Genomic DNA, 16,527 nt, shown 5'->3' on the forward strand with positions numbered 1-16,527 from the left:
GAGAAGCTTGCATGAGTCTGCAAGGTAAAGTTGCACTGGTGACCGGTGCGAGCCGTGGCATCGGCCAGGCCATCGCCCTGGAATTGGGTCGCCAAGGCGCCACTGTCGTGGGTACCGCGACCTCCGCCGCAGGTGCCGAGCGCATCGCCGCGACCCTGAAGGAGCATGGCATCCAGGGCACTGGCCTGGAGCTGAACGTCACCCGTGACGAATCCGTCGCGGCCGTGCTGGCCAGCATCCAGGAGCAGTTCGGCGCACCGGCGATCCTGGTCAATAATGCCGGTATCACCCGCGATAACCTGATGATGCGCATGAAAGATGACGAATGGTTCGACGTCGTCGACACCAACCTGAACAGCCTTTACCGGCTGTCCAAGGGCGTCCTGCGCGGCATGACGAAGGCCCGTTGGGGTCGAATTATCAGTATCGGTTCGGTTGTGGGTGCCATGGGCAACGCAGGCCAAGTAAACTATGCTGCGGCGAAAGCCGGCCTGGAAGGCTTCAGTCGTGCACTGGCGCGTGAAGTGGGCTCGCGGTCGATTACGGTGAACTCGGTGACTCCGGGCTTCATCGACACCGACATGACCCGTGAATTGCCGGAAGCACAGCGCGAAGCCCTGCAGACACAGATTCCGCTGGGCCGTCTGGGGCAAGCTCAAGAAATCGCGTCCGTGGTCGCTTTTCTTGCGTCGGACGGTGCGGCATACGTGACCGGGGCTACAATCCCGGTGAACGGCGGGATGTACATGAGTTAAATGTGACGGATTGCTTCAAAAAAATGTCATACGAGCTGTCTAAAATCCGTTATAAAGCTGCAACCAATTTATAGACAGCGGGCCGCAGGGTTTGAGGAGTGAAGCTTTCGGTTGAAAAATCGAAAAGTTCTTCTATACACTTACCCACTGGCCAGCTGCCTGAATTTGTCCATTAGGAGTGAAAACAAGGTATGAGCACCATCGAAGAGCGCGTCAAGAAAATCGTTGCCGAGCAACTGGGCGTTAAAGAAGAAGAAGTTGTGAACACCGCTTCCTTCGTTGAAGACCTGGGTGCCGACTCCCTTGACACCGTTGAGCTGGTGATGGCTCTGGAAGAGGAATTCGAGACCGAGATTCCTGACGAAGAAGCTGAGAAGATCACTACTGTACAAGCTGCTATCGACTACGTTACCAGCCACCAGGGCTAATCGTTTTTAGTCGTTGCTCGCTGTCATGGAAAAACCGCACTGCCATAACGGCGTGCGGTTTTTTCTTTAGGCCTGATGCAAAGTCGTCATTAGAAAAAGGAGAGTGCTGTGTCGCGTAGACGCGTCGTAGTCACCGGTATGGGTATGTTGTCGCCACTGGGCACGGATGTGCCGGGCAGCTGGCAGGGCATTCTGGCTGGCCGCAGTGGCATTGGTCTGATCGAACACACCGACCTTTCTGCCTATTCCACCCGTTTTGGCGGCTCGGTAAAGGGTTTCAATGTCGAGGAATACCTGTCGGTCAAGGAAGCCCGCAAGCTTGACCTGTTCATTCAATACGGCCTGGCAGCCGGTTTCCAGGCAGTGCGCAACGCGGGCCTGGAGGTCACCGACGCCAACCGTGAGCGCATCGGCGTCGCCATGGGCTCGGGTATTGGCGGCTTGACCAATATCGAAGAGACCAGCCGCACGTTGCACGATTCGGGACCACGGCGGATTTCTCCGTTTTTCGTGCCGGGCTCGATCATCAACATGATTTCCGGTTTCCTGTCCATCCACCTGGGCGCACAGGGACCCAACTACGCCATCGCCACGGCATGCACCACCGGCACCCACTGCATCGGCATGGCCGCGCGCAACATCATGTACGACGAAGCCGACGTGATGATCGCCGGTGGCGCCGAGATGGCCGCGTGTGGCCTGGGCATGGGCGGCTTCGGCGCGTCCCGTGCCTTGTCGACCCGCAACGACGAGCCGACCCGCGCCAGCCGGCCGTGGGACAAGGGTCGCGATGGCTTCGTGCTGTCCGACGGCGCCGGTGCGCTGGTGCTCGAGGAGCTGGAGCACGCCAAGGCGCGCGGCGCGACCATATACGCCGAGCTGATCGGCTTTGGCACCAGCGGCGATGCCTACCACATGACCTCGCCACCGGCCGATGGCGCCGGTGCCGCCCGTTGCATCGCCAACGCCCTGCGTGACGCCAGGATCAACGGTGACCAGGTGCAGTACATCAACGCCCACGGCACCTCGACCCCGGCCGGCGACCTGGCCGAAGCGCAGGCGATCAAGACGGTGTTCGGCGATCACGCCTACAAGCTGGCGGTCAGTTCGACCAAGTCCATGACCGGTCACCTGTTGGGCGCGGCAGGGGCGGTGGAGGCGATCTTCAGCGTGCTGGCGATCAACAGCCAAGTGGCGCCTCCAACCATCAACCTGGATGAGCCCGACGAGGGCTGCGACCTGGACTTCGTGCCCCACACGGCCCGCGGCATGGACATCGATGTGGTGTTGTCCAACTCCTTCGGCTTCGGCGGGACCAACGGCTCGCTGGTGTTCCGCCGATTCGCCGGTTGATGGAGAGCTGGGTCGACGGTCTGCCGGCCGACGTCCTGTCGCTGAAAGATCGCGGCCTGGCTTACGGCGACGGGTTGTTCGAAACCCTCGCCGTGCGTGGCGGCCAACCGGTGCTGCTGGAGCGTCATCTGCAACGCCTGGAGACCGGCTGCCGGCGATTGGCGCTCAAGGTCGATCCGGTGGCGCTGGGGGCCGAGCTGGGGGCCTATGCCCGTGGCCTGGGCGACGGCGTGCTGAAGCTGATCGTGACCCGGGGCGACAGTCTGCGCGGCTATGCCGCGGACCCTGCGGCCCCGGCGCGGCGAATCCTGCAAGGCAACCCTGCGCCGGCTTATCCTGCCACTCACGCCGAACAGGGCGTGCAATTGTTTCCCTGTACCGTGCGCCTGTCCGAGCAGCCCTTGCTCGCCGGCCTCAAACATCTCAATCGCCTGGAACAGGTGCTGGCCCGCGCCGAATGGACCGATGCACAGTACGCCGAGGGCTTGATGCTGGATACCTCCGGGCGGGTGATCGAAGGGGTATTCAGCAACTTGTTCATGGTGCGCGATGGCGTATTGATCACGGCGGACCTGGGCCGTTGCGGCGTGGCTGGGGTGATGCGCGCGGAATTATTGTTTCAAGCCGAGTCCCGGGGTATTGCCACGCGGATCACCGATATTGCCCTCGAACAATTGCACCAGGCTGACGAAGTGTTCGTCTGCAACAGCGTCTATGGCGTCTGGCCAGTGCGCGCATGTGGTTCGGCGCGCTGGTCGGTTGGACCGCTCACCCGTAAACTGCAGACCCTTGCCCGCGCATTATTGGATGCCTGATTCGTGAGACGTAAATTCTTGCTGCTGCTGGAGACCGGTCTGGTTCTGGCAGGGCTGCTGATGGGCGTTTCTGCCTGGAAGATTCATTCGGCGCTGCAACAGCCGCTGAACATCACCCAGGAAGAAATGCTGGACGTACCCAACGGGACCACCCCGACCGGAACCCTCAAGCGCCTGGAGGCCGATGGCCTGATCAGGGACGCTTTCTGGTTGCGCATCTACTGGCGCTTCAACCTTGCCGACCAGCCGTTGCACTCCGGTGAATACCGGATGGTGCCGGGCATGACCATGGACGGCCTGATCAGTGTCTGGAAGCGCGGCGAAGTGGTGCAGTACGGCGTGACCTTCGTGGAAGGCTGGAATTTCCGCCAGGTGCGTGCCGCGCTGGCCAAGACCGAGAAACTGCAGCAGACCCTGGCCGGGCTGAGCGACAGCCAGGTCATGGAACGCCTCGGGCATCCCGGCGTGTTCCCCGAGGGGCGGTTCTTCCCGGACACCTATCGCTTCGTGCGCGGGACAACGGATGTCGACCTGCTGGCAAAGGCCTACGACCGGCTGGAGGACGTGCTTGCCAGGGAATGGGCCCAGCGCGCCGCCGATGTGCCCTATACCCAGCCTTATCAAGCCCTGATCATGGCGTCCCTGGTGGAGAAGGAAACCGGGGTGCCCCAGGAGCGCGCCCAGATCGCCGGCGTCTTCGTGCGGCGCATGCGCCTGGGCATGCTGCTGCAGACCGATCCCACGGTGATCTATGGCCTGGGCGAGCGCTACACCGGCAAGCTCACCCGCGCCCACCTCAAGGAGGAAAACCCGTACAACACCTATCTGGTGCCAGGGCTGCCGCCGACGCCGATCGCGATGGTGGGCCGCGAGGCGATCCATGCGGCGTTGAACCCGGCACCGGGCGACAGCCTCTACTTCGTCGCCAGGGGCGATGGCAGCCACGTGTTTTCCGATGACCTGGAGTCGCACAATAACGCCGTGCGCGAGTTCCAGCTCAAGCGCCGGGCTGATTACCGTTCCAGCCCGGCCCCGGTCGCGCCGCAGGAGCAGGCTCCGATTCCTGCCGCCTCGCCCGATACGCAACCTGAAGCCGTGCCCCAGGTGCCGGCGCAGCAACCGGCCCCGGAGCCGAATGCCAGCGAGCCGCCGAGCCCGCATGACTCTGATTAAGGACCGCCCGTGACAGGCTTGTTTATTACGCTCGAAGGCCCGGAAGGCGCCGGTAAGAGTACCAACCGCGATTACCTGGCCGAGCGCCTGCGGGCCGCCGGCATCGAAGTGGTGTTGACCCGTGAACCGGGCGGTACGCCGCTGGCCGAGCGGATTCGCGAGGTGCTGTTGGCGCCCATCGACGAACTCATGGACCCGGACACCGAGCTGCTGCTGGTCTTCGCCGCCCGGGCGCAGCACCTGGCCGAAGTGATACGCCCGGCGCTGGCCCGTGGCGCGGTGGTGCTCTGCGACCGTTTCACCGATTCGACCTATGCCTACCAGGGCGGCGGCCGGGGCTTGTCCCTGGAGCGCATCGCTGCGTTGGAAACCTTCGTCCAGGGCGATCTGCGGCCGGACCTGACCCTGGTGTTCGACCTGCCGGTGGAGATCGGCCTGGCCCGCGCCAGCGCCCGCGGCCGGCTGGATCGTTTCGAACTGGAAGGCCAGGCCTTCTTCAACGCGGTGCGCAGCGCTTTCCTGGACCGCGCCAAGGCCGATCCGGCGCGCTACCTGTTGATCGACGCCGCTCAATCCCTGGCCCAGGTCCAACAGGCCCTGGACGCTTTGCTGCCTGGTTTGCTGGAGCGCGCCCGTGGCTGAAGCCTATCCCTGGCAAGACGGGCTCTGGCAGCAACTGGCCGGTCGTGCCCAGCATGCCCACGCCTACCTGTTGCACGGCCCGGTCGGGATCGGCAAGCGGGCATTGGCCGAACGCCTGATGGCGAGCCTGTTGTGCCAGCGCCCGGCGGATTCCAACGCCTGTGGCGAATGCAAGTCCTGCCTGCTGCTCAAGGCCGGCAGCCATCCGGACAATTACGTGCTGGAGCCGGAAGAGGCGGACAAGGCGATCAAGGTCGACCAGGTGCGCGACCTGGTCAGCTTCGTGGTCCAGACCTCGCAGTTGGGCGGACGCAAGGTGGTGTTGATCGAACCGGTGGAGTCGATGAACATCAACGCCGCCAACGCCTTGCTCAAGAGCCTTGAAGAGCCTTCCGGCGACACCGTGCTGTTGCTGGTGAGCCACCAGCCGAGCCGCTTGCTGCCCACCATCAAGAGCCGTTGCGTGCAGCAGGCCTGTCCGCTGCCTAGCGAGGCGATGAGCCTGCAATGGCTGGCCCGGGCGTTGCCCGACAGTACCGATGAGGAGCGTGCGCAGCTGTTGACCCTCGCGGCCGGCTCGCCCCTGGCGGCGGTCAGCCTCCAGGCCCAGGGCGTGCGCGAGCAACGGGCGCTGGTGGTGGACGGGGTCAAGAAATTGCTCAAGCAGCAGCAATCGCCCACGCAACTGGCCGAAGGCTGGAACGCCATACCGTTGCTGTTGTTGTTCGACTGGTTCTGCGACTGGTCGAGCCTGGTCCTGCGCTACCAGCTCACCGAGGACGAGGCCGGCCTGGGGCTGGCGGACATGCGCAAGGTGATCCAGTACCTGGCGCAGAAAAGCAGCCAGGAGAAAATCTTGAACATTCAGGACTGGATTCTTGCCCAACGTCAGAAGGTGCTGAGCAAGGCGAACCTCAATCGGGTACTGTTGCTCGAAGCGCTGTTGGTGCAGTGGGCGAGTTTGCCTGGCCGCAACTGACAGGCACCGCCTAGACTGAGCTCAACCGCAGTGGAGATCAGCATGAACGAACCTCTCAGCCCCGGGCCACGCAACGGCATCCTGTCCTTGACCATCAAGGACAAGTCGGTGCTCTACGCTGCCTACATGCCCTTCATCAAGAATGGCGGCCTGTTCATCCCCACGAACAAGCATTATCGCTTGGGCGATGAGGTGTTCATGTTGCTCAGCCTGATGGACGAAGCGGAAAAGATCCCGGTCGCCGGCAAGGTGATCTGGATGACGCCCAGGGGCGCCCAGGGCAACCGCGCCGCCGGTGTCGGCGTGCAATTCAGCGATGGCGACAATTCAGCCCGCAACCAGATCGAAACCCACTTGGCCGGCTCCCTGAAGTCCGACCGTCCCACTCATACGATGTAGCCCGTCTTTTATGCTCGTAGATTCCCATTGTCACCTCGATCGCCTCGACCTCGCAGCCCATGACGGCTCCCTGGATGCCGCACTGGACGCGGCCCGTCAACGAGGCGTCGGGCATTTCCTGTGCATCGGCGTCAGCGCCGACAACGCTGCCGACGTCAAGGCGCTGGCCGAGCGCTATGCCGATGTCGATTGTTCGGTCGGCGTGCACCCGCTGGATGTCCAGCCTGGCGCCGAGCCGGCTCTCGACTGGCTGTTGCGCGAGCTCGATCACCCTCGGGTGGTCGCCATTGGCGAGACCGGCCTGGACTATCACTACGAGCCGGAAGCCGCCGACGTCCAGCAAGCGTCGTTCCGCCTGCACCTGGAGGCGGCGCGGCAGACCGGCAAGCCGGTGATCATCCACACCCGGGGTGCCCGGGCCGACACCCTGGCCTTGCTGCGCGAAGCCGCGTTGCCCCAGGCTGGGGTGCTGCACTGCTTCACGGAAGATTGGGACATGGCCAAGGCTGCCCTCGACATGGGCTATTACATTTCCTTGTCCGGGATCGTCACCTTTCGCAATGCCGACGCCTTGCGCGACGTGGCCAGCAAAGTGCCGGCCGATCGCCTGCTGGTGGAAACCGATGCGCCCTACCTGGCGCCCATTCCCTATCGCGGCAAGCCCAACCTGCCGCAATACGTAAGGGAAGTGGCGGAGTTCCTGGCGATGCTGCGAGGGGAGCCCTACGAGCGTTTCGCCGAGCAGACCACGGAGAATTTTAAGCAATTGTTTCCGCTGGCCCATGTGCGGTCGGCGCAGGCCTGAATTTCATGCAAAAAAAACCCGGGTTCTGGGGGGTGAATCCGGGTTAAGACCATTAGGAGTAAAACAAAGGCACTCGGTCCCTTGGTACCTTTATCGGCGCGTCACTTGGGGGAGATGTCGTGCCGACAGTTCAAGTATTGATCAGTATGCCGACCCGTCCAGTCTGGCCCGGACGGTTTTTAAACAAATTTGGAATACGCTCGCTTCGGATAGGTTCTCACTGTGGCCGCGGCCCGGGAGGCAGAGCGTATCGAGCCCGATCCCGGGATACGCGAATGCACGGTTTTCTGAAGAACTGCTATCGAGAACGGATGATCCGTGCATTTTTGCGTAAGTTAGGCATAATACCCGGCTTCGAATTTTGACCCTTCAGACCTTTTTCTTATGCACAAAGAACCCCGTAAGGTCCGTGAGTTTCGCCGCCGTGAGCAGGAAATTCTCGACACCGCGCTCAAGTTGTTCCTCGACCAGGGTGAAGACAGCGTCACCGTCGAGATGATTGCGGATGCCGTGGGTATCGGCAAAGGCACGATCTATAAACATTTCAAATCCAAGGCGGAGATCTACCTGCGCCTGATGCTCGACTACGAGCGTGATTTGAACGAGCTGCTGCATTCGGCCGACGTCGACAAGGACAAGGAGGCGCTGTCCCGGGCCTACTTCGAGTTCCGCATGCGCGACCCGCAGCGCTATCGCCTGTTCGATCGCCTGGAAGAAAAGGTGGTCAAGGGCAACCAGGTGCCGGAGATGGTCGAGGAACTGCACAAGATCCGCGCCTCGAACTTCGAACGCCTGACGCTGCTGATCAAGGGCCGGATCACCGAAGGCAAGCTCGAAGACGTGCCGCCGTATTTCCACTACTGCGCGGCCTGGGCGCTGGTGCACGGCGCGGTGGCGCTGTATCACTCGCCGTTCTGGAGCAATGTGCTGGAAGACCAGGAAGGCTTCTTCCAGTTCCTGATGGACATCGGCGTGCGCATGGGCAACAAGCGCAAGCGCGATACGGACGTGCCGAACAACTGACATTCAGCTGCCTGATTGCGCCATGTCCGCTTACATGGCGCATTGCCCCAGGAATATACTCAGGCATGGGTCTTGCGCAAACTTGATTTCTAGGTCAAGTTTTAGCAGCCCGATTATCCTTCCGCCGGAGTGATCCATGATCGTTGACCGTCAAGGCAGGCGTTTCCGCAATTTGCGGATCAGCCTGACTTCAGCCTGCAATTACGCCTGTACCTACTGCGTGCCTGACGGCAAGCGGCTGGTGGCTGCGCAGGATGAGCTGTCGGCCGACGCGATGGCGCGGGGCGTGGCCTACCTGATCGAGGCCGCCGGTATCGAGCGGTTGCGCATCACTGGCGGCGAGCCGTTGGTCAGCCCCAAGCTCGAACGATTCATGGCGGCAGTGGGGCAGATGGGCCTGGAAGACATCAGTCTGACCACCAACGGCCAATTGCTGGCCAAGAAGCTGCCGTTGCTGGTGGACGCCGGGATCCGTCGCATCAACGTCTCCCTCGACACCCTGGATCCTTCGGCGTTTCGCAGCATCGCCCGGGGGGGCGACCTGGCGACCGTGCTCGATGGCATGGGGCAGGCCCGGGCCGCCGGGATGAAGATCAAGGTCAACATGGTGCCGCTGCGCGGGCAGAACCTGGACCAGGTGATGCCGCTGCTCGACTACTGCCTGGCGCGTGGCTATGAACTGCGGTTCATCGAGCTGATGCGCATGGGGCACCTGGCCAGCGACTCGAATGCATTCCTGCAACAGTTCGTCAGCCTCCAGCAGTTGTTGAGCCTGATCGGCGACCAATACGAATACCTGCAAGCCGACGCGCCGGTGGACGCCACGGCGGTACGCTACGAAATCCCTGGGGTGGGGTATTTCGGCGTGATTGCCAACGAAAGCGTGCCGTTTTGCCGTACCTGCTCGCGGCTGCGGTTGTCTTCCACGGGTTGGCTGCACGGTTGCCTGTCGTCGAGTAACCGTCACTTCGTCGGCGACCTCCTGGACAAGCCCCGCCACCAGGCCTTGCCGGCGCTCCAGCGCTTGCTGGTCAAGGCCTTGGGGGACAAGCAGGACGTGGCGTTCTCCGGCGGCGCGACCATCATGAAAATCATTGGCGGCTGACCGGTTTTTCGTGGCGAGGGGATTTATCCCCGCTGGGTTGCGCAGCAACCCCAAGAACAATCGCCTCGGAGCGTCAGGTCGGATATTCCTATCCTTTGGGGCGCTACGCACCCAGCGGGGATAAATCCCCTCGCCACAGGAATAACGAAGCGTCCCCTCTTCGAGCTGGCGCAAAAGCTGCATCCCACGACCATTCGCCGGTTTTCCGACACCGGTTCTTGGAGGGTAGGATGCGTAGCCTGGTTTTGCTGCTGGCCGTTTTGGCGCTTGGCGGTTGCATGAATGTCAGCGACATGGGGGAGGGCGTTCGTTATCACATGAGCGATGCCGGCCTGCTGGACCACAGTGACAGTCGCCGGGTGAACAACCTGCGCATCCAGCCGGATTCGTTCATTTTCATCGCCCAGGGCGCCTTCGCCCCGCCAGGCGGCGCCTATCCGCGGCCCAACGTGGTGGCCGAGGAAGCTTTCAACGGCTTCATCGAATACTTCCCCATGGTCCGTCGCGCCCGCGCCCCCGAAGGCCTCGACCAGGCCATGGGCGAAGCCCGTGCGGCCGGCGCCCATTACCTGCTGTACACCCGTTTCGCCAAGGCGGATAACCGCATCGGCAACAGCGACGAATGGGCAGATGAGGAAGCGGTGGATCGCCTGGGTGTCGACACCAGCGTCATCCAGATCATGTTGATCGAGACCAGCACCCAGTATTTGATCGATACTGCACGCATCAAGAGTCGTGGCGGTTTACTGACGTTCCACGACGAACAACCCCAAGACCTCATCGCCGCGCCATTGCGTGAATATGCCCGCAGCCTGCTGGGGATGAGCGACGAGTAACCATGAGGAGTCACCATGAGCGGACCGCAAAAAGCCAATGACTTGCTGGGGCAGATCCCCAAGACCAAAGGCCTGCCGCCAGTCCACTTGTGGAACCCCGACTTCTGCGGCGACATCGACATGCGCATCGCCCGGGACGGCACCTGGTACTACCTGGGCACGCCGATCGGGCGAAAGCCGATGGTCAAGCTGTTCTCCACCATCATCCGCCGCGACGGCGATGATTATTTCCTGATCACCCCTGTGGAAAAAGTCGGTATCAAGGTCGACGACGCGCCGTTCGTGGCCGTGACCCTGGAGGTCAAAGGGCAGGGGGAGGGCCAGGTGTTGCGCTTTACCACGAATGTCGACGAGATCACCGAGGCTGGCGCCGAGCATCCGCTGCGGGTGGTGATCGATCCTCGGACGGAGGAGCCGGCGCCCTACGTGCATGTGCGCAGCAATCTCGAAGCGTTGATCCATCGCAATGTGTTCTACCAACTGGTGGAGCTGGCGGTCAGCCGCGAGATCGACGGGCAGCGATGGCTGGGCGTGTGGAGCGGCGGGATATTCTTCCCGATAGGTCTGGAACCCTGATTCCCCTGTGAGAGCGGGCTTGCTCGCGAAGGCGCCAGTACATCCAATATTTTCAGCTGACCCACCGCTTCGCGAGCAAGCCCGCTCCCACAGATGAGATGCCGTAAAATTCAAATTGACACCCAATCATATGATGATTAGCGTGAGCCACCTATAAGAGTGGCCAGCGGGGTGTTCATGTCCAGCAGTTTTCACGCGTCGACCGTCGATTGGCTGGGCGGCTGGATCGCCGCCGGCCAGGTCAAGCCCGGGCAGACCATCAAGGTCGAGGCGGACTTGGGCGAGCAGTTGGGCGTCAGCCGCACGGTGATTCGCGAGGCGATCAAGACCCTGGTCGCCAAGGGCATGCTGGAAGTCGGGCCGAAGGTCGGTACCCGGGTGTTGCCGGTGCGGCGCTGGAACCTGTTCGATCCCCAGGTGGTTGGCTGGTTGTCACGCAGCGGCTTGCCGGAAAACTTCGTCGATGACTTGCTCGACTTGCGCCGTACCATCGAGCCGATGGCGGTGCGCTGGGCCTGTGAGCGGGCCACGGGTGATCAGGTGCAGGCGATTCGCCTGGCCTACCACGCCCTGGAACGGGCGGTGGACAGCGGCGCCGATTACAACCGCGCCGACCAGTTTTTCCACGAATGCATCCTCGCCGCCAGCCATAATCAGTTCATCGAACAGATGGTCCCGGCCCTCGGGGCGCTGCTGGCGGTGTCGTTCGAGGTGTCGGCGGCCGACCCGGATGAACTGCGACGCACCTTGCCCATCCACAAGGACATCGCCGACGCCATCGCCGCCCGTGACGCGGCGCGGGGCGTCTGGGCCTGCATGACCCTGATCGATAATGCCGACCTGGCCATCAAGCGTTTCTACCCCACCGTCATGGCCGGTCGCACGGAGACCGCCGGACCCATCGGGAACAGGAGATTTCAATGAAGTGGAAGGCCGTGACAGAACACCGTGCGCAATTGGGCGAAGGGCCGTTCTGGGATGAACCGACCCAGGCCCTGTACTGGGTCGACATCGCCGGCAAGCAGGCGCTGCGGCTGATCGGCGCCAATGTGCAGATCTGGCAGATGCCCGAGCATGTCTCGGCATTCATCCCGACCCAGGGGGGCGACGCGCTGGTGACCCTGAGCAGCGGTGTCTATCGGCTCGACCTGGATTCGCCGGGCCTCGAACCGCGCCTCACGCTGCTGTGCATGGCCGATCCCCAGCCGGGCAATCGGCCCAACGAGGCGAGGTGCGATGCCCAAGGCCAGCTCTGGCTTGGCACCATGCAGAACAACATCGGCGAGGCGGGTGAGGACTTGCCGATCGAACGGCGTTCCGGCGGTTTGTTTCGCGTCGGCGGCGATGGCCGGGTCATGCCGTTGTTGCGTGGGCTGGGCATTCCCAACACGCTGCTCTGGAGCCCCGACGGCACCACGGTGTATTTCGGCGAGAGCCTCAATGGCACGCTTTATCGGCACTTTATCTACCCTGAAGGTCACCTGGCGCCGGCCGAGGTCTGGTTCGGCCCTCATCCGCGCGGCGGGCCCGATGGCTCGGCGATGGATGCCCGCGGCTATATCTGGAACGCCCGCTGGGACGGCAGTTGCCTGCTGCGGCTGACGCCGGACGGCCAGGTCGATCGGGTGGTCGAGTTACCCGTCAGCCGCCCGACCAGTTGCGTGTTCGGCGGCGAAGACCTCAAGACGCTGTACATCACCAGCGCGGCGAGCCCGTTGGGCCATCCACTGGACGGCGCGGTGCTGTCGATGCGGGTCGATGTGCCGGGCGTGGCGTGTACGCGGTTTGCTGGATAAATCCCAAAATATGGGATGTAAATATATATATTGAGATTGTTGGGTGGCCGGGTTTATAGTCGGTTCCATCAGCAAGACGCACTCACTAAAAAAACAAGACAGGTGACGTGATGCAACGATCTTCCCCCGTACGCCTCGCTGGCGTACGCGACACAGTGGTTCTCCAGGCGCCTTTGGACCGGTCATCCGTGGATGCCCGGTTTTCGCCATGCCTGCATACCGGAGACCTGGCCCATGGCTGATGCGCTTCGCCTGCCACCCGTGCCGGAGCCGCCCCAGGGCGAGCGCCTCAAGGGCAAGGTCGTGCTGTTGACCGGGGCCGCCCAGGGTATTGGCGAAGCGATCGTCGCCGCGTTCGCCTCGCAGCAGGCGCGCCTGGTCATCAGCGACATCCAGGCGCACAAGGTCGAACAGGTGGCCGCGCTCTGGCGCGAACGCGGGGCGGACGTCCAGGCCCTGCAGGCCGACGTATCGAACCCGCAGGACCTGGACGCCATGGCCCGCCGGGCCGTCGAGCTGCACGGGCGCATCGACGTGCTGGTCAATTGCGCCGGCGTCAACGTCTTCCGTGACCCGCTGGAAATGACCGAAGAGGATTGGCGGCGTTGCTTCGCCATCGACTTGGATGGTGCGTGGTACGGCTGCAAGGCCGTGTTGCCGCAGATGATCGAGCAGGGCGTGGGCAGCATCATCAACATTGCCTCGACCCATTCGTCCCACATCATTCCCGGCTGTTTCCCCTACCCGGTGGCCAAGCATGGCCTGCTGGGCCTGACCCGTGCCCTGGGCATCGAATACGCACCCAAGGGCGTACGCGTGAATGCCATCGCCCCGGGGTACATCGAAACCCAACTGAACGTCGACTACTGGAACGGCTTTGCCGATCCCCATGCCGAACGCCAGCGGGCGCTGGACCTGCACCCGCCGCGACGTATCGGGCAACCAATCGAAGTGGCCATGACGGCGGTGTTCCTGGCCAGCGATGAAGCACCTTTTATCAATGCCTCATGCATCACCATCGATGGTGGGCGTTCGGTCCTGTATCACGACTGAACGAATCTGGATGGCAAGGTGAAACTTCGCCTGTCATTCAATCATCATACGATATGACTATTTAGGCCTATGCTGTGTAGCAACTTGCTGTAACCGCCCAGCCTGCGCTGTCACCGACGGTGGAGCAGACCCCTGGACGTTTGGCTTTCAATAAAAAAAACAAGGAGTCAACTATGAATCATCGTCGTGGAATCCGTTCCCTGTGCCGCGCCGCCCTGGCGGTTACCGCGGTCAGCCTCAGCAGCAGCTTGCTGGCGGCTGATCCTGTGAAAATCGGTTTTTTGGTCAAGCAGGCCGAGGAACCCTGGTTCCAGACCGAATGGGCCTTCGCCGAGAAGGCGAGCAAGGACAAGGGCTTCGAATTGATCAAGATCGCCGTGCCTGACGGCGAGAAGACCCTCTCGGCCATCGACAGCCTGGCGGCCAACGGTGCCCAGGGCTTCGTGATCTGCCCGCCGGACGTGTCCCTCGGCCCGGCCATCATGGCCAAGGCCAAGCTCAACGATCTCAAGGTGATTGCCGTGGACGACCGCTTCGTCGACGCCAACGGCAAGTTCATGGAGGACGTGCCGTACCTGGGCATGGCCGCGTTCGAGGTCGGCCAGAAGCAGGGCGCCGCCATGGCGGCTGAAGCCAAGAAGCGCAACTGGGATTGGAAAGACACCTACGCGGTGATCAACACCTTCAACGAACTGGACACCGGCAAGAAGCGCACCGACGGTTCGGTCGACGCCCTGAAGAAGGCCGGGATGCCGCAAGACCACATCCTGTTTTCGGCGCTCAAGACCCTCGACGTGCCCGGCAGCATGGACTCCACCAACTCGGCGCTGGTGAAACTGCCCAGCGCTGCGAAGAACCTGATCATCGGCGGCATGAACGACAACACCGTGCTGGGCGGCGTGCGCGCCACCGAAGCGGCGGGGTTCAAGGCGGATAACGTGATCGGCATCGGCATCAACGGTACCGACGCCATCGGCGAGCTGAAAAAACCCAACAGCGGTTTCTTCGGTTCGATGCTGCCTAGCCCGCACATCGAAGGCTACAAGACCGCCGAGATGATGTACGAGTGGATCACCACTGGCAAGGAGCCGCCGAAGTACACCGCCATGGACGAGGTGACGCTGATCACCCGCGAGAACTTCAAGCAGGAGCTGGAAAAAATCGGCCTGTGGAACTGACGGCCGGTTGATTCAAGAGTGGCCCTGGCAAAGGGCCGCTCGATCTCTGTGAGTTCGAGGTGGTTATGCAAGCGCAAACAGCGACACAACAACACAACAGCGGCGGCAGCTTGCGGTTCAACGGGATCGGCAAATCCTTTCCCGGCGTGCAGGCGCTGTCCAACATCAGTTTCGTCGCGCATCCGGGGCAGGTCCATGCCCTGATGGGCGAGAACGGCGCGGGCAAGTCCACGTTGCTGAAGATCCTTGGCGGGGCCTATATCCCGAGCAGCGGCGAGTTGCAGATCGGCGAGCAGACCATGGCCTTCAAATCCACCGCCGACAGCATTGCCAGCGGTGTGGCGGTGATCCACCAGGAATTGCACCTGGTGCCGGAAATGACCGTGGCCGAGAACCTGTTCCTCGGCCATCTGCCGGCGCGCTTCGGCCTGGTCAATCGCGGGTTGCTGCGCCAGCAGGCGCTGAACCTGCTCAAGGGGCTGGCCGATGAAATCGACCCCCAGGAAAAGGTCGGCCGCTTGTCCCTCGGCCAGCGTCAACTGGTGGAAATCGCCAAGGCGTTGTCCCGTGGCGCCCATGTCATCGCCTTCGACGAACCCACCAGCAGCCTGTCGGCCCGGGAAATCGACCGCTTGATGGCGATCATTGCGCGCCTGCGGGACGAGGGCAAAGTGGTGCTGTACGTCAGCCACCGCATGGAAGAAGTGTTCCGCATCTGCAACGCGGTGACGGTGTTCAAGGACGGTCGCTACGTGCGCACCTTCGAGAACATGAGCGAGTTGACCCACGATCAGTTGGTTACCTGCATGGTCGGTCGCGATATCCAGGACATCTACGACTACCGTCCCCGGGAGCGCGGCGACGTGGCGCTGCACGTGGAGGGCCTGATGGGGCCGGGCTTGCGCGAGCCGGTGAGCTTCCAGGTGCACAAGGGTGAGATCCTCGGTTTGTTCGGGCTGGTCGGCGCCGGTCGTACCGAGCTGTTGCGCTTGCTCAGCGGCCTGGAGCGCCAGGGCGAGGGGCGCCTGGTCCTGCACGGCCAGGAACTGAAGCTGCGTTCACCCCGGGATGCCATCGCCGCCGGCGTGCTGCTCTGCCCGGAAGATCGCAAGAAGGAAGGCATCATCCCGTTGGGCAGCGTCGGCGAGAACATCAACATCAGTGCGCGCCCGGCTCATTCCGCGCTGGGGTGCCTGCTGCGCGGCGACTGGGAGCGGGGCAATGCCGACAAGCAGATCAAGTCCCTGAAGGTGAAGACCCCGGCGGCCAGCCAGAAAATCATGTACCTGTCCGGCGGCAACCAGCAGAAGGCCATTCTCGGTCGCTGGCTGTCGATGCCGATGAAGGTCCTGTTGCTGGACGAGCCGACCCGTGGCATCGACATCGGCGCCAAGGCCGAGATCTACCAGATTATCCACAACCTGGCGGCCGACGGCATCGCGGTGATCGTGGTGTCCAGCGACCTGATGGAAGTGATGGGCATTTCCGACCGAATCCTGGTGCTCTGCGAAGGGGCCATGCGTGGCGAACTGCCGCGTGACCAGGCCAATGAATCCAACCTGCTGCAACTGGCGCTGCCGCGCCAACGCGTTGCCGACGCGGCGAACTGAG

18 protein-coding genes are annotated in these 16,527 nt (G+C 62.6%); all 18 read left to right on the top strand.

What is annotated here, in order from left to right; translation table 11 throughout:
- Positions 1 to 11: 11 nt before the first annotated feature.
- Positions 12 to 755 carry a 3-oxoacyl-ACP reductase FabG gene (gene fabG, locus Q6A48_RS14020; RefSeq protein ID WP_304554704.1) on the top strand — a complete coding sequence of 248 codons (744 nt, stop codon included), beginning with the start codon at positions 12 to 14 and terminating at the stop codon, positions 753 to 755.
- A 191-nt stretch (positions 756 to 946) separates the two neighbouring features.
- Positions 947 to 1,183: an acyl carrier protein gene (gene acpP, locus Q6A48_RS14025; RefSeq protein WP_304554705.1), complete on the top strand. Its 237-nt coding sequence runs from the start codon at positions 947 to 949 to the stop codon at positions 1,181 to 1,183.
- 108 nt (positions 1,184 to 1,291) lie between these two features.
- Positions 1,292 to 2,536 (top strand): beta-ketoacyl-ACP synthase II, encoded by a 1,245-nt coding sequence (gene fabF / locus Q6A48_RS14030; protein ID WP_304554706.1) that lies wholly within the window; start codon positions 1,292 to 1,294, stop codon positions 2,534 to 2,536.
- Positions 2,536 to 3,351: an aminodeoxychorismate lyase gene (gene pabC / locus Q6A48_RS14035; protein ID WP_304554707.1), complete on the top strand. Its 816-nt coding sequence runs from the start codon at positions 2,536 to 2,538 to the stop codon at positions 3,349 to 3,351. Before fabF ends, pabC begins: the two co-directional genes overlap by 1 nt.
- Before the next feature lie 3 nt (positions 3,352 to 3,354).
- On the top strand, positions 3,355 to 4,524 hold the full coding sequence (gene mltG / locus Q6A48_RS14040; protein ID WP_304554708.1) for an endolytic transglycosylase MltG: 1,170 nt from the start codon (positions 3,355 to 3,357) through the stop codon (positions 4,522 to 4,524).
- Positions 4,525 to 4,533: 9 nt separating this feature from the next.
- Complete coding sequence (gene tmk / locus Q6A48_RS14045) at positions 4,534 to 5,166, top strand: dTMP kinase (protein ID WP_304554709.1); 633 nt, start codon at positions 4,534 to 4,536, stop codon at positions 5,164 to 5,166.
- Positions 5,159 to 6,145: a DNA polymerase III subunit delta' gene (locus tag Q6A48_RS14050; RefSeq protein ID WP_304554710.1), complete on the top strand. Its 987-nt coding sequence runs from the start codon at positions 5,159 to 5,161 to the stop codon at positions 6,143 to 6,145. The genes tmk and Q6A48_RS14050 overlap by 8 nt, the downstream gene beginning before the upstream one ends.
- A 42-nt stretch (positions 6,146 to 6,187) precedes the next feature.
- Positions 6,188 to 6,544: a PilZ domain-containing protein gene (locus Q6A48_RS14055; protein WP_304554711.1), complete on the top strand. Its 357-nt coding sequence runs from the start codon at positions 6,188 to 6,190 to the stop codon at positions 6,542 to 6,544.
- A gap of 10 nt (positions 6,545 to 6,554) precedes the next feature.
- Positions 6,555 to 7,349, top strand: a complete 795-nt coding sequence (locus tag Q6A48_RS14060; protein ID WP_304554712.1) for a TatD family hydrolase — start codon at positions 6,555 to 6,557, stop codon at positions 7,347 to 7,349.
- Between the two features lie 384 nt (positions 7,350 to 7,733).
- The gene (locus Q6A48_RS14065; protein WP_304554713.1) at positions 7,734 to 8,372 is read left to right on the top strand and encodes a TetR/AcrR family transcriptional regulator; all 639 of its coding nucleotides are present in this window, start codon (positions 7,734 to 7,736) and stop codon (positions 8,370 to 8,372) included.
- A gap of 136 nt (positions 8,373 to 8,508) precedes the next feature.
- Positions 8,509 to 9,477: a GTP 3',8-cyclase MoaA gene (locus Q6A48_RS14070; RefSeq protein WP_304554714.1), complete on the top strand. Its 969-nt coding sequence runs from the start codon at positions 8,509 to 8,511 to the stop codon at positions 9,475 to 9,477.
- Between the two features lie 230 nt (positions 9,478 to 9,707).
- Positions 9,708 to 10,313, top strand: coding sequence for a DUF4823 domain-containing protein (locus Q6A48_RS14075; protein WP_304554715.1), 606 nt, complete (start codon positions 9,708 to 9,710; stop codon positions 10,311 to 10,313).
- Between the two features lie 15 nt (positions 10,314 to 10,328).
- Positions 10,329 to 10,889: a DUF1285 domain-containing protein gene (locus Q6A48_RS14080; RefSeq protein WP_304554716.1), complete on the top strand. Its 561-nt coding sequence runs from the start codon at positions 10,329 to 10,331 to the stop codon at positions 10,887 to 10,889.
- A 177-nt stretch (positions 10,890 to 11,066) separates the two neighbouring features.
- On the top strand, positions 11,067 to 11,813 hold the full coding sequence (locus Q6A48_RS14085; protein ID WP_304554717.1) for a FadR/GntR family transcriptional regulator: 747 nt from the start codon (positions 11,067 to 11,069) through the stop codon (positions 11,811 to 11,813).
- Complete coding sequence (locus Q6A48_RS14090) at positions 11,810 to 12,685, top strand: SMP-30/gluconolactonase/LRE family protein (RefSeq protein ID WP_304554718.1); 876 nt, start codon at positions 11,810 to 11,812, stop codon at positions 12,683 to 12,685. The genes Q6A48_RS14085 and Q6A48_RS14090 overlap by 4 nt, the downstream gene beginning before the upstream one ends.
- A gap of 234 nt (positions 12,686 to 12,919) precedes the next feature.
- A complete protein-coding gene (locus tag Q6A48_RS14095) occupies positions 12,920 to 13,738 on the top strand; it encodes an SDR family oxidoreductase (RefSeq protein WP_304554719.1) in 819 nt (272 codons plus the stop codon).
- Between the two features lie 173 nt (positions 13,739 to 13,911).
- Complete coding sequence (locus Q6A48_RS14100; protein WP_304554720.1) at positions 13,912 to 14,916, top strand: substrate-binding domain-containing protein; 1,005 nt, start codon at positions 13,912 to 13,914, stop codon at positions 14,914 to 14,916.
- 65 nt (positions 14,917 to 14,981) lie between these two features.
- Positions 14,982 to 16,526: an L-arabinose ABC transporter ATP-binding protein AraG gene (gene araG, locus Q6A48_RS14105; RefSeq protein WP_304554721.1), complete on the top strand. Its 1,545-nt coding sequence runs from the start codon at positions 14,982 to 14,984 to the stop codon at positions 16,524 to 16,526.
- Position 16,527: the final 1 nt, after the last annotated feature.

The organism is Pseudomonas citrullilanati, assembly GCF_030580855.1.
In the GTDB taxonomy this organism is placed as follows: domain Bacteria; phylum Pseudomonadota; class Gammaproteobacteria; order Pseudomonadales; family Pseudomonadaceae; genus Aquipseudomonas; species Aquipseudomonas citrulli.

Coding starts and splice junctions, on each gene's coding strand:
- fabG (WP_304554704.1), top strand. CDS start 12: ATGAGTCTGCAAGGTAAAGTTGCACTGGTGACCGGTGCGAGCCGTGGC.
- acpP (WP_304554705.1), top strand. CDS start 947: ATGAGCACCATCGAAGAGCGCGTCAAGAAAATCGTTGCCGAGCAACTG.
- pabC (WP_304554707.1), top strand. CDS start 2,536: ATGGAGAGCTGGGTCGACGGTCTGCCGGCCGACGTCCTGTCGCTGAAA.
- Q6A48_RS14055 (WP_304554711.1), top strand. CDS start 6,188: ATGAACGAACCTCTCAGCCCCGGGCCACGCAACGGCATCCTGTCCTTG.
- Q6A48_RS14060 (WP_304554712.1), top strand. CDS start 6,555: ATGCTCGTAGATTCCCATTGTCACCTCGATCGCCTCGACCTCGCAGCC.
- Q6A48_RS14065 (WP_304554713.1), top strand. CDS start 7,734: ATGCACAAAGAACCCCGTAAGGTCCGTGAGTTTCGCCGCCGTGAGCAG.
- Q6A48_RS14070 (WP_304554714.1), top strand. CDS start 8,509: ATGATCGTTGACCGTCAAGGCAGGCGTTTCCGCAATTTGCGGATCAGC.
- Q6A48_RS14075 (WP_304554715.1), top strand. CDS start 9,708: ATGCGTAGCCTGGTTTTGCTGCTGGCCGTTTTGGCGCTTGGCGGTTGC.
- Q6A48_RS14080 (WP_304554716.1), top strand. CDS start 10,329: ATGAGCGGACCGCAAAAAGCCAATGACTTGCTGGGGCAGATCCCCAAG.
- Q6A48_RS14085 (WP_304554717.1), top strand. CDS start 11,067: ATGTCCAGCAGTTTTCACGCGTCGACCGTCGATTGGCTGGGCGGCTGG.
- Q6A48_RS14090 (WP_304554718.1), top strand. CDS start 11,810: ATGAAGTGGAAGGCCGTGACAGAACACCGTGCGCAATTGGGCGAAGGG.
- Q6A48_RS14095 (WP_304554719.1), top strand. CDS start 12,920: ATGGCTGATGCGCTTCGCCTGCCACCCGTGCCGGAGCCGCCCCAGGGC.
- Q6A48_RS14100 (WP_304554720.1), top strand. CDS start 13,912: ATGAATCATCGTCGTGGAATCCGTTCCCTGTGCCGCGCCGCCCTGGCG.
- araG (WP_304554721.1), top strand. CDS start 14,982: ATGCAAGCGCAAACAGCGACACAACAACACAACAGCGGCGGCAGCTTG.